Origin of the sequence: Streptomyces sp. NPDC051963 (assembly GCF_044593495.1) — a bacterium.
Classification (GTDB): Bacteria; Actinomycetota; Actinomycetes; order Streptomycetales; family Streptomycetaceae; genus Streptomyces.
On sequence record NZ_JBIUCC010000015.1, the window covers coordinates 138,990 to 150,400 of the forward strand.

At 70.2% G+C, this 11,411-nt stretch carries 11 protein-coding genes; 5 read left to right on the forward strand and 6 right to left on the reverse strand.

What is annotated here, in order from left to right; translation table 11 throughout:
- Positions 1-5 precede the first annotated feature (5 nt).
- The 4 genes from ACIHFB_RS43200 to ACIHFB_RS43215 all read right to left on the reverse strand — a co-directional run bounded on the left by ACIHFB_RS43200 (position 6) and on the right by ACIHFB_RS43215 (position 3,818).
- Entirely contained in the window at positions 6-1,637 is a 1,632-nt protein-coding gene (locus tag ACIHFB_RS43200) for a HAMP domain-containing sensor histidine kinase (protein WP_365271317.1), read from the reverse strand.
- Complete coding sequence (locus tag ACIHFB_RS43205) at positions 1,634-2,374, reverse strand: response regulator transcription factor (RefSeq protein ID WP_199820922.1); 741 nt, start codon at positions 2,372-2,374, stop codon at positions 1,634-1,636. The genes ACIHFB_RS43200 and ACIHFB_RS43205 overlap by 4 nt, the downstream gene beginning before the upstream one ends.
- A 106-nt stretch (positions 2,375-2,480) precedes the next feature.
- On the reverse strand, positions 2,481-3,356 hold the full coding sequence (locus ACIHFB_RS43210; RefSeq protein ID WP_400129725.1) for a DUF2797 domain-containing protein: 876 nt from the start codon (positions 3,354-3,356) through the stop codon (positions 2,481-2,483).
- 84 nt (positions 3,357-3,440) lie between these two features.
- Entirely contained in the window at positions 3,441-3,818 is a 378-nt protein-coding gene (locus tag ACIHFB_RS43215; RefSeq protein ID WP_365271323.1) for an HGxxPAAW family protein, read from the reverse strand.
- A gap of 116 nt (positions 3,819-3,934) precedes the next feature.
- Between ACIHFB_RS43215 and ACIHFB_RS43220 the strand changes: the two genes are divergently transcribed.
- From ACIHFB_RS43220 to ACIHFB_RS43235, 4 genes are all read left to right on the forward strand, one after another.
- The gene (locus ACIHFB_RS43220) at positions 3,935-4,441 is read left to right on the forward strand and encodes a MarR family transcriptional regulator (protein WP_365271326.1); all 507 of its coding nucleotides are present in this window, start codon (positions 3,935-3,937) and stop codon (positions 4,439-4,441) included.
- A 195-nt stretch (positions 4,442-4,636) separates the two neighbouring features.
- Entirely contained in the window at positions 4,637-5,236 is a 600-nt protein-coding gene (locus tag ACIHFB_RS43225) for a hypothetical protein (protein WP_365271329.1), read from the forward strand.
- Between the two features lie 78 nt (positions 5,237-5,314).
- Complete coding sequence (gene sigJ / locus ACIHFB_RS43230) at positions 5,315-6,262, forward strand: RNA polymerase sigma factor SigJ (RefSeq protein WP_365271332.1); 948 nt, start codon at positions 5,315-5,317, stop codon at positions 6,260-6,262.
- A 135-nt stretch (positions 6,263-6,397) separates the two neighbouring features.
- Positions 6,398-7,627: an NAD(P)/FAD-dependent oxidoreductase gene (locus ACIHFB_RS43235; protein ID WP_400129726.1), complete on the forward strand. Its 1,230-nt coding sequence runs from the start codon at positions 6,398-6,400 to the stop codon at positions 7,625-7,627.
- Here the strand turns inward: ACIHFB_RS43235 and ACIHFB_RS43240 are convergent.
- Positions 7,611-8,519 (reverse strand): DUF2690 domain-containing protein, encoded by a 909-nt coding sequence (locus ACIHFB_RS43240; protein WP_365271338.1) that lies wholly within the window; start codon positions 8,517-8,519, stop codon positions 7,611-7,613. The genes ACIHFB_RS43235 and ACIHFB_RS43240 overlap by 17 nt on opposite strands.
- Positions 8,516-9,313: a peptidoglycan-binding protein gene (locus ACIHFB_RS43245; protein ID WP_365271341.1), complete on the reverse strand. Its 798-nt coding sequence runs from the start codon at positions 9,311-9,313 to the stop codon at positions 8,516-8,518. The genes ACIHFB_RS43240 and ACIHFB_RS43245 overlap by 4 nt, the downstream gene beginning before the upstream one ends.
- A 527-nt stretch (positions 9,314-9,840) precedes the next feature.
- On the opposite strand from ACIHFB_RS43245, the gene ACIHFB_RS43250 reads away from it, so the two are divergent.
- Entirely contained in the window at positions 9,841-10,926 is a 1,086-nt protein-coding gene (locus ACIHFB_RS43250; protein ID WP_400129728.1) for a hypothetical protein, read from the forward strand.
- The last annotated feature ends 485 nt before the right edge of the window (positions 10,927-11,411 follow it).

Below are 11,411 nucleotides of genomic sequence, written 5' to 3' on the forward strand. Positions count from 1 at the left end.
TTTCCTCAAGCCCGCTGTTGCGTCCGTGTGGTGGCACTGTGCTGTGCCTGTGAGTGCGATTGCCAGTTCGTTTCGGGGGCAGGCCGGGGCACCTGCGGCGCGAGGGCGGGCAGATGCACGGTGAAGACCGTGCGCCCGGGAACGCTGTCCACCGTCACGGCACCGCCGTGCGCGGTCGCCACGGCCTGCACGATCGCAAGGCCCAGACCGGTCGAACCGGAGGCACGGGACCGAGACGAGTCGCCGCGCGCGAACCGTTCGAAGACATGGGGCAGCAGATCGGGCGGGATGCCCTCGCCGTTGTCCTCGACGTCCACGCACATCCAGGGCCCGCGCCGCAGCACCCGTGCGGTGACGGTCGTACCGGGCGGGGTGTGCTTGCGTGCGTTGCCGAGCAGGTTGATGAGCACCTGCTGGAGCCGGGCCGCGTCGCCGGAGACGAGGGCGGGCTCGTCGGGCAGGTCCAGGCGCCAGTTGTGGTCCATGCCGGCCGCGCGGGCGTCGCTGATGGTGTCGACGACCAGCGGGATGAGGTCGGTCTGCTCGAACTGGAGCGGCCGTCCGGCGTCCAGGCGCGCGAGCAGCAGCAGGTCTTCGACGAGCAGGGTCATACGGCCGGCCTCGGACTCGATGCGTCCGAGGGCGTGCCGGGTGTCCGGCCCGACCTCTTCCCTGCCGCGTCTGGTCAGCTCGGCGTACCCCCGGATGGAGGCGAGCGGCGTTCTGAGCTCATGGCTGGCGTCCGCCACGAACTGCCGTACCCGCATCTCGCTCTGCTGGCGTGAGTGCAGGGCGCCGTGGACGTGGTTCAGCATCCGGTTCAGCGCCGCGCCCACCCGGCCGACCTCGGTGTGCGGGTCGGTCTCCGACTCGGGGACACGTTCGCTGAGGTTGACCTCGCCGGTGTGCAGGGGGAGTTCGGAGACCCGGGTCGCGGTGGCGGCGACCTTGCGCAGGGGGCGGGTGGCCACGCCGACGAGCACCGAGCTGGCGATACCGGCGGCGACGAGGCCGGCGCCGGTGACGCTCACCTCCACGAGGATGAGGGTGTTGACGGTGCTGGTGACGGTGTCGGTCGGCAGGGCGACGTAGTAGCCCGCAGCGCCGTCGATGCTGACGTACTGCACGCGGTAGTCACCGAGGTCGGGAAGGCTCACGGTGTGCGGCTTGCCGTCCTGGGAAACCCCGTTGAGCACGGTCATCTGGTCGTCGCTCAGCTCGACGGCATCCATGTCCTTGAGGTAGTCACCGTCGTCGGTCGAGCTCTGCTCGGCGATGACCGCTCGGGTGACCTTGCCGTTGGTGTCGACCTGGGCGGCGACGGTGTTCACCTGCGTCGGCCCCTTGGAGACGAACTCCGCGAGCCGGTCCGTCGTCGTGGCACGGATCACCCCCTGGTCGTCCGCGCCTGGCTCCGCACCGGGCTTCCTGGGCCCCGAGATGCGCTTGCTGGCCTCGTCGACCTGCCCGTCCAGCTCCTCGTACAGATGCGAACGCAGCGCGAGTGTCGTCACGGTCCCGATCACCGCGCACACCACCGCGATCAGCACGACCGACGCGACGACGAGCCGGGTCCGCAGGGTGCGCGGCTGTCCCGCCCGTCGCTTCTGCGGACGCGGCCGTCGTCGTCCGCTCATGAGGCGGCGGGCTTGATCAGGTAACCGGCACCACGCCGGGTGTGGATCATCGGCTCGCGCCCGGCGTCGATCTTCCGCCGCAGGTATGAGATGTACAGCTCGACGACGTTGGCCTGGCCGCCGAAGTCGTAGGACCAGACGCGGTCGAGGATCTGCGCCTTGCTGAGCACACGCCGAGGGTTGCGCATGAGGAACCGGAGCAGCTCGAACTCGGTGGCGGTGAGGTGGATGCCCTCCCCGGCCCGGCTGACCTCGTGACTGTCCTCGTCGAGGGTGAGGTCACCGACGACGAGTACGGAGTCGGAGCGGCGGTCGGCGGCACCGGAGCGCCGGATGAGGCCGCGCAGCCGGGCGACGACCTCCTCAAGGCTGAAGGGCTTGGTGACGTAGTCGTCACCGCCGGCGGTGAGACCGGCGATACGGTCCTCGACGGCGTCCTTGGCGGTGAGGAAGAGGACGGGAACGTCGGGCAGATCCCGCCGCAGCCGCCCGAGGACGGCGAGCCCGTCCATGTCGGGCAGCATCATGTCGAGAACGACGGCGTCCGGCCGGAACTCCCGCGCGGTCTGGACGGCGCCCTGGCCGTCTCCCGCGCTGCGGATCTGCCAGCCTTCATAGCGAAGGGCCATGGACAACAGCTCGGTGATCGACAGCTCGTCGTCCACCACAAGCACTCGGACGGGGCTCCCGTCCGGCCTCAGCAGTTCGGTGCGCCCCTGGGGCGAGGTCGTGGTCATAGCAGACACCTTGGCGACGCCCTCTGAGAGCACCCTTTCTGGAACCTGTGATTTTCCTGAGAAACGCACAGGCAGCTCTCAGGGGCCGCGGGCATCCGCCCGCCCCTCAGAACAGCCCGTCCTGGACACTCACCTCCGCCTTCTTGAACTCCCGCACAGGCACGGTGAGTTCCCCAGTCGCCACCGGCACCAGCTGCCACCCGGTCATCACCCGCGTGTCCAGTACGACGACCCGGCCGCCGTTCTCCAGATGGAGATCAGGCCCGGCAGCCGCGACCAACTGCCCGCTGATCACCCCGCCGACGACAAGTTCGCGCACCTCGCCGACGGCCGGGGCAAGCCCCGGGAGCCCGAACACCTCGGCGTGATCGACGGGCCGATACGGCTCGCGGGCCAGCGACTCCGGCCAGCCGCCCAGCGCCACGGCCCGCGCGTGCAGCTCGCCGAGTTCAGCCGCCCGCTCCGCCGCCGTCCCCGGCAGGTCGGACCGCACGGCACGCTTGTCGGCGTACGGAATCCGATCAGGCACCCGGAGTGCGGCGCGCAGCAGTTCCTCGGTGCGCCGCGCGGCCATGAGCGGCCCGAGCCCCAGCCAGCTGAAGCAGACGGCGCCCTGCTCCAGCAGCCGAGCGGACCCCCGCTCTTCGGCGGTGATGCCGACCTTCACCATCCCCGGCCCGAACCAGGCCAGATATACGTGGTACGGCCGCGGATCGTCGGCCATGGTGTCGGCGGCCACGGAGTGCGCCCGGTCCAGCCGCGCACACTCCTCGCACCGCGCCCCCGTACTCCGCCCCGATACGCCCGCCCGCACCGGACACGGATGCCCCCGCGCTCCCACACACTGCCGCACACCCCCGTCCGCGGCCCCGAAGGCCACCCGCTTCCCCCAGGTCAGCGCGGAGCGCCGACCGCCGTCCCACACCAGCTCAGGGCCGTCGGCCGACCACCGCAGCCCCGAGCATCTCCATGCCTGTGCCATCGCTCTTCGAGAGTAGAGGCCACCACTGACAATGCCGGTCCGGCGAGTTCGGCCCCCGCACAGCTCACGGCATCGGCAGCAGCATCAGCCCACGGAATCAGCGGCTGCGGCAGGCTCCGGTTCCCCGACCACCGCAACAGGCGTGGACACCTCGGCCGTACGCCGCCCCCGCCCCGCCAGCCGGCACCCCACGCACCCGGGGTGCCCCTGACGCACCGCCAGATCCCGTACCCGCATCCCCCACTGTTCCCGGGGCCTCCGGCCGGGCGGCTTGCCCCACCCGGCGAGATGCAGCGCCCAGGTCACGAGGACGCTCACGACCCCGATCCCGAGCCCGACGGCCAACAGCGCGGCCGACACCGTACACACCCCCACCCCGAGCACGACGGTCCCGACGGTCGCGACGCCGAATCCGGTCCACCCCGCGACCGTATGGCCCTCGTCATACTGATGTGTGCTCACGTACCTGCCTCCCTCTTGGCAGCGGACGTCCGCTGTGGGCAAGGATTCCCAATCCCTCACCACGTAAGAAGTTTAACGCCTTAATCTCTCACGAACTAAGGAAACAGGGAACCGCAATGCCAGCCAAGCCGCGCCCGGCCGCCACCCCGGCCCAGGCCCTGTCAGCGATGGACTCCCTGATCGCCACCCACCTGCTGGGCCAGCAGGAGATGGCCCAACGGCTGGGCCTGAACGTCACCGATCTCCTCTGCTTCGCCTGTGTCCTCAAGGCGGGCGACAACCTGCTCACCGCCGGGGACCTGGCGGAACACGCCCACGTCACGACCGGCGCGGCCACCGGCATCATCAACCGTCTGGAGCGCGCCGGCTTCATCACCCGCCGCCCCGACCCCACCGACCGCCGCCGAGTCCGCCTGGCCGCGGTCCCCTCGGCCGTGACCCGCGTCGAGGCCCTCTACGGCCCCTACTACGCCCGCCTGAACGACCTCTTCGCCGACTACTCGGCCGCCGAAATCGCCGTACTGACCGACTGGTTCACGCGCACGACCGGTCTGGCGCTGGAGTACATCGAGGAGTTGCGCGAACTCCACGGACCGGAATCGCGGCAGCGCCCGCGGGCGTGACGGGCGCAGGACGGGTAGGACGGGCAGGAGGGATACGGCAGGCCCGACCCCGTTGGTAGGGCTGGCTCCACCCCCGATACGGGAGGCTGTCTCCTCGTATCGAGGACCCGGTGACGGGATCGTTGACGCAGCTGATCACACCCACGATCAGCTGATCGTCGAAGCTCAACGGTCCTCGCCCGGAAGGAACTTCCCATGAAGTCGCTGCTCTCGCCGAAGCAGGAGCCGGCGTACGAGGCGCGCCGGGCCGAGCTGCCGTCGACCGGGGCGGACGGCGCGCCCACCGCCCCCGGCCCGCTCGCGTCCTTCGTCCGTTTCGTTGTGTGCGGGGGCGGTATCGGCGTCCTCTCCAGCGCGGCCGTACCGCTGGTGGCGACGGTCATGCCCTGGGCGCTGGCGAACGCGCTGATCACGGTCGCCTCGACCCTCCTCTGCACCGAGCTGCACGCCCTGTTCACCTTCGGCACCGGACGACGAGCCGGCCTGCGCCGCCATCTCCAGTCCGCGGGCTCGGCCACGGCCGCGTACGCGGTGACGTCCGCCGCGATACTCGTCCTCCACACGATCCAGTCCTCGCCGACGCTGCTCTGGGAACAGACCGTCTACCTGACCGCCGCCGGCCTCGCGGGAATCGGCCGCTTCCTGGTGCTGCGCCTGTTCGTCTTCAATACCGCTCGGTTCAATGCCGTTCGGCGGGATGCGGTTCCGGCGCAGCACCTGGTCCCGGCGACGAACCGGCGTATCGCTCCGACGAACCGGCGTATCGCTCCGCGTCCGTACTGCACGGCAGCCTGACCCTGTTGCTCGGGCAGCCCGACCCCGCGGAGCCGCAATGCAGCGGCCGTCGCGCGCGGGAAAGCTAGGATCCAGACCATGTCGCCGACCGTGAACGACGTGGACCGGTTCGAGGCCGCCAGGCCGCGCTTGGGGGCCATCGCCTACCGCCTCCTCGGCTCAGCGAGCGAGGCGGAGGACGCCGTGCAGGAGACGTTTCTGCGCTGGCAGGCCGCTGACGTCGGCCACATCGAGGTCCCCGAGGCCTGGCTGACGAAGGCCCTCACCAACCTGTGCCTCAACCAGCTCACCTCGGCCCGCGTCCGGCGCGAGACGTATGTGGGCCAATGGCTTCCCGAGCCGCTGCTCGCCGGAGACCCGATGCTCGGCCCGGCCGACACCGCCGAGCAGCGAGAATCGGTGTCGTTCGCGGTCCTCACCCTGCTGGAGCGGCTCTCACCCAACGAGCGGGCGGTGTACGTGCTGCGGGAGGCCTTCGACTACCCGCACCGGGAGATCGCCGAGATCCTCGACCTCACCGAGTCCGCCAGCCAGCAGATCTTCCACCGCGCCAAGAAGCACATCGCGGACGGACAGGCCCGCACGGAGATCGACGAGGCCGCCGCCCGGCGGATCGTCGAGGAGTTCCTCGCGGCCGCCACCAGCGGCCAAACCGAACAGCTCGTGCGGCTGCTCACCGATGACGCCGTCGCGATCGGCGACGGCGGCGGGAAGATCCCGGCCCGCGCCAAGGCGTTCGAAGGCGCCGTCGCGGTCGCGAAGTTCATGCGGGGCCTGTTCAAGCCCGGCGAGGCCAAGCGCGCCCTCGTCGGCGGCTCACCCGAGGTCTACGTCACGACGGCCAACGGCGACCCCGCCGTCGTGGCCGTCCTCGAAGGCCGGGTCGTCGGCGTCATGTGCCTGGAGGTCACGGCCGAGGGCATCGCCGGGTTCCGCAACCAGGTCAACCCCGACAAGCTCGACCGCGCGACCCGGCGGTGGGAGGAGGCCGCCGACCACGGGGAACCCCTGCTCAGGGCCTTCTGACCCTGATGTGAGGTGCTTCACATCCTGCTCCTGTCAGGAAACGACGGGCTGTCCGGTTCAAGAGGCGAACCCGCGGAAGAGCGAACCCGCGGAAGAACGGACAACGCGCAAGAGCGGACAACAGGGAGCAAGGACATGCAGCACCGCATCATCGTCCTCGGAGCCGGTTACTCCGGAGCCGTCGCCGCCGGGCGCCTCGCCAAGCGGCTGCACCGCGAGGACGTCGCCATCACCCTCGTCAACGCCGAGCCCGACTTCGTCGAGCGCGTCCGGATGCACCAACTGGCCGCCGGCCAGGACCTCAAGCCCCGGCCCTTCAGCGAGATGTTCGCGGGCACCGGCGTCGAGCTGAAGCTCGCGAGGGTGACCGCCGTCGACGTCGACCGCAGGGCCGTCACAGTCATCGACGTGGGCGCCACCGGGGAGCCGGACGCCCGGGAACCCGCAGAGTACGAGGAGCTGGAGTACGACACCCTCGTGTACGCCCTCGGCAGCGGCTGGAACAGCCACGGCGTCCCCGGCACCGACGAGTTCGCCGACCAGATCGCCAGTCGCCCCGGAGCGCTCCGGCTGCGCGAGCGCCTGGCCCGGCTGGACGCCGGACAGCCCGTGGTCGTGATCGGCGGCGGCCTCACCGGTCTGGAGGCGGCGACCGAGATCGCCGAGGCGCGCCCGGACCTCGACGTCGCCCTCGCCGCCCGCGGTGGCCTCGGCGACTGGCTCGCGCCCAAGGGCCGCGACCACCTGCGCAAGGTCTTCGACAAGCTCGGCATCACCGCGCACGAAAACGCCGCCGTCACAGAGGTCGAGGCCGACCGCGTCGCCACCGCCGACGGCAAGTCCATCCCGGCCGCGGTCACCGTGTGGACCGCCGGCTTCGCGGTCCACCCGATCGCGCGGGCCACCACGCTGGAGACCACCGCCACCGGCCAGATCGTGGTCGACGGGACCATGCGCTCGGTCTCGCACCCGGACGTGTACGCCGTCGGCGACGCGGCCATGGCGATGGGCCCCGGCGACAAGCCGCTGCGCATGTCGTGCGCCACGGGCACCCCCATGGCGTGGCAGGCCGCCGACGCCATCGCGGCACGCCTCACCGGCGGAAAGATCCCGAGCACACCGCTCCGCTACTTCAACCAGTGCATCTCACTGGGCCGCAAGGAAGGTCTGATCCAGTACGTCACCGCCGACGACCGCGCCGTCAAGGCAGCCCTGACGGGACGGCTCGCCGCCACCTACAAGGAACTGATCTGCAAGGGCGCGGCCTGGGGCGTCGCCAACCCGTCCCTCGGGATGCCGACCCGACGCCGCCACGTCGTGCAGGAACAGACCCGGACAGGCTCGGCCGTCAAGACGGCGGCCTGACCCACCCACCCGCCGTGCCGCCGTGCGCGGCGGGCCGGGTCGTGGTGGCGGCCCCGCCCACGCGGGCCTCGACACACTCCCGTTCGCCGTCGGCCGACGCCGGCCGGAAGCAGGCCCGGACGGTGCTGCCGGGGCGGGCCGCGGTCATCTCGGTGTAGACGTAGGTCTCCGTGTCGGCACTGTCCTCGATGCGCACGTCGTGGGTCGGGCCACCTGCCGTGACCTCCACCCGGTCGCCGATCCCGGCCCCCCACACCCGGGCCCAACTCGCCCCGCACTTCTCGCTGTAGCGCAGCTCCACGTGGGCGCCGGTGGCGGTGCGGTACGTGGTGAGGTTGTCCGGAGCGAAGCCGCAGACCATGCGCATCGGGTCCCGGCCCTCGCAGCCGGCCCCGTGGCATTGGGGGGCGAGAGAGTAAGGGACGGAGGCCGACAGTGGTTCGTCCTCCGGGGCCTCCCGGTCGGGCAGCAGGAAGAACACCAGCGCCACACCACCGACGAGCACGGTGTACGCCGACACCAGCACCATCGTGAGTCTGCCCCTACGACCGCGCGACCGCCCGGTGTCAGGCTGCTGGGCCGGTTCAAATGCCGGCGCCTGCGCGTCATCGGTGGTAGGGGCGGCAGGGGCGAGGACCGCCGCGCGTCCGCGCCATTCCGACTCGGCGATCTCCCACAGGGCCAGCACCCGGAGCACCCGCCCCTCCGGTTCGTTCGCGACCCGGCACAGTTCCTGGACGGCCTGACGAGGGGGCAGGCTCTTGCCGTTGAGATAGCGCTCCCACGAGGACTTGCTGTACGCCGTACGCTGCGACAGCGCCGCCAGGCTCAGCCCCGTACGGGCCCTCAACTCCCGCAGTGCCGCGGCCAGTCGGGCTTGTTCCGCGGTCACTGGGGCGCCACCTCCCGTAGGGCCTTCCAGGTGTGCGGTCCGATGACACCGTCCACGACCAGCCCGTCCCGCGTCTGGATACGTTCGACCGCGCGTTGCGTCTTCGGGCCGAAGACGCCGTCGATCTCCCCCGGCGAGATACCCGCCCGGCGCAACAGGCACTGCGCCTCGGCCACTTCAGGCCCCATGTAGGTGTACGCCAGGATGGTGTCCGTGGTGCGGCTCAGCCCCGCGTACCAGCGGCCCTCCCTCTGCTCCAGCCGGCAGGTGTAGATGACGGGTACCGAGGACTCCGACACGATGGCCGGCGTCGCCGCGACCGTGTCGGCACGCATCTCCGCGAGCTCGGCGCGGGCCTCCGCGAGCCGCACGGCCAGCAGAAGCGCCACGGAGACGGACAGCACCAGGGCCACCGTTCCCGCCGTGACGAGGCCGCGCAGGTGACGACCGTACGACTGCTGGCCCATGGGCGGGTGTACCCGCGTCACCGTGGGGACCTCCGAGCCACCGTCGGTGATCACACGTCCCTCCGCCCAGCGTTCGGCGGCGATCTCGTGCAGCACCAGCAGCCTGGTCGGACCATCACCCCCGATGCGGGCCATCGCCTCGACGGCCTCCCTGGGCGGCAGCGACCTGCCGTTCAGATACCGCTGCCACGACCTCGCGCTGTACCCGGTCTTCGCGGCCAGTTGACGCGCGCTCAGTTCACTGCGGTCCTTGACCCGCCGCAATCGCACGATCAACTGGTGGATATCCGGATGCAGTTCAGCGGGCAACTCTTTCCAACGCGACATGTCTCCCCCGACTCGCGCTGGGGACCGCTGGTCCGGCCCCCTCCCCCATGTTCCGGCCTCATTCTGCATCAGCCGTCACGGCCACCACGGAACGGCGCCCCCGCCCCGGCGTCCCAATTCAGCCATCACACCGAACCCACAGTCTCGTTGCGGAGCCGGCCGGTGCGGTCGGCTCCGACACCGGCACGTGCAGCGGCACCTTCCAGGTGCAGCAGGGCCGAGTCCCTGACGGCTGGCGCCCCTGACACGGGCAGCCCATCGGCCGGTCCCCGCCTCCTGCCGAGGCGGGGGCTTGCAGGGGCTCTTGCGGGCACGCGGGCTCCGGCCGGCCTGGAACGCGCCGCGCAACTCCTCAGCGCTCTCACCTGACCGGAACTGCGCCTCTCACTAGTCATACGACACATTGACCCCACAGCGCCCTCGCGGTTGCATGCTTGTGGCCCTCCGGTGGGGACCGGGGAGAAGGGCCATGTCTTGCATCAGGGGGAAAAATGAGGGGGAGCACGAATCGGAGCGCCACCAGACGTGTGCGGGCCGCCTTAGGCGCCACGGTCGTGGTCTGCGCGGTCACGGCGGTACTACCCGGAGCCGCGCCGGCCGAGCCCATGACCATGGCGAGCGCGGTGAGCGACAGCGGAGCCGGGGTCGAGCGGATCAGTGTCGCGGCCGACGGCACCCAGGGCGACGGCGATTCCGTCGGCGCCACGATCACGACCGAGGGCCGGCGCATCGCCTTCTCGTCGTTGGCGAAGAACCTCACAACTGGCTTCCCGATGACATACGAAAAGGTGTTCGTCCGCGACCAACGGACGAGCCAGACCACGCAGATGAGTACCAGCGCCCCTCCGATCCAACGCCCGGTGATCAGTGGTGACGGGCAATACGTAGCCCATTGGGGGCTGTTGCAACGAGACACGAAGACGTTCCTGTCCCAGGTGAGCTCGGAGAGCACGATCGGCATCAACTGCCCGGGCCTCAGTTGCAGCCAGCCGTCGCTGAGCACAGACGGCCGCTACATCGCCCAGGTCGCCACCTTCAACCGACCGCCGTCCGGACAGCGCATCGAGGTACGGGACTGGCGCGCCAACACCGCGGAGACCGTCTTCGTGTTCGACCACACCATCTCGGCCCGGCCGTCCATCAGCGGCGACGGCCGCTTTGTCGCCTACCAGGACGGCCAGGCGGAGGACGTCTTCGTGTGGGACCGGACCGACGACACCTCCTCCGGCCCGATCGAGGGCCCGTCCAAGGCGGCGACGCTCGTCCAGTTCAGCAAGGACGGCAGCAAGGTCGTCTACCTCTCGGGCTCCGACACCTACGTCCACGACGAGAGCTCGGGCACCGACCAACTGGTGCCGAACGTACGGGGCGTGGCCATCGATCCCACCGGCCGCTATCTGCTGTACGCCCCGCACGACACGACCGGACCATCACTCACGCTCCGCGACCTTCAGACCGGCACCGACGAAATCGTCTCGACCCAGCCCGCCTCAGCCGGAACCGACTCAGTCAGCGCCGGTGGCCGCGACGTGGTCTTCCATTCCACGGCCGACGACATCGTGCCCGACGACACCAACGGCAAGTCGGACGTCTTCATCCGCCGCTTCTACTGATCGCTCCGCCATGGGCGATACCGATTGACCCGCGAACGCCAAAGGCCCCGGATCGCTCCGGGGCCTTTGACCTGTGTGCACTCGGCAGGATTCGAACCTGCAACCTTCTGATCCGTAGGATCGGGCAACGTCTTGTGGAGGCACTCGGCCCTGGCCTGGCTGGATCGCCTAGGTTGGCGATCATCTGCCTCTGTGTGCCGTCGTTGCCGTCAGAGCTGCCGTCATCTCCGAACGGTGGCGCCATCGCCACGACGGCTTTCCGGCCCGCCCGCCTTAGCTCCAGCAACACCGACCCTGACGCCCTCCCCGACAGCAACCCGAGAACGGAACCGTCAAGCGAACTCGCACAACGCGTCAAGCATCAAGCGAAGTTACACAACGCGTCCATGTCGTGTCGGATCCCAGCTGATGCCTGACGATCTGGTCCCACGTGATGCTTGACGGTGGGCCTAGACAACATAGGGAGCCCCGTGGGGCTTGTTCGC

What these genes read in the sequence shown, in the direction of transcription:
- ACIHFB_RS43200 (WP_365271317.1), bottom strand. Translation starts at nt 1,637, where the DNA reads ATGAGCGGACGACGACGGCCGCGTCCGCAGAAGCGACGGGCGGGACAG.
- ACIHFB_RS43205 (WP_199820922.1), bottom strand. Translation starts at nt 2,374, where the DNA reads ATGACCACGACCTCGCCCCAGGGGCGCACCGAACTGCTGAGGCCGGAC.
- ACIHFB_RS43210 (WP_400129725.1), bottom strand. Translation starts at nt 3,356, where the DNA reads ATGGCACAGGCATGGAGATGCTCGGGGCTGCGGTGGTCGGCCGACGGC.
- ACIHFB_RS43220 (WP_365271326.1), top strand. Translation starts at nt 3,935, where the DNA reads ATGCCAGCCAAGCCGCGCCCGGCCGCCACCCCGGCCCAGGCCCTGTCA.
- ACIHFB_RS43225 (WP_365271329.1), top strand. Translation starts at nt 4,637, where the DNA reads ATGAAGTCGCTGCTCTCGCCGAAGCAGGAGCCGGCGTACGAGGCGCGC.
- sigJ (WP_365271332.1), top strand. Translation starts at nt 5,315, where the DNA reads ATGTCGCCGACCGTGAACGACGTGGACCGGTTCGAGGCCGCCAGGCCG.
- ACIHFB_RS43235 (WP_400129726.1), top strand. Translation starts at nt 6,398, where the DNA reads ATGCAGCACCGCATCATCGTCCTCGGAGCCGGTTACTCCGGAGCCGTC.
- ACIHFB_RS43245 (WP_365271341.1), bottom strand. Translation starts at nt 9,313, where the DNA reads ATGTCGCGTTGGAAAGAGTTGCCCGCTGAACTGCATCCGGATATCCAC.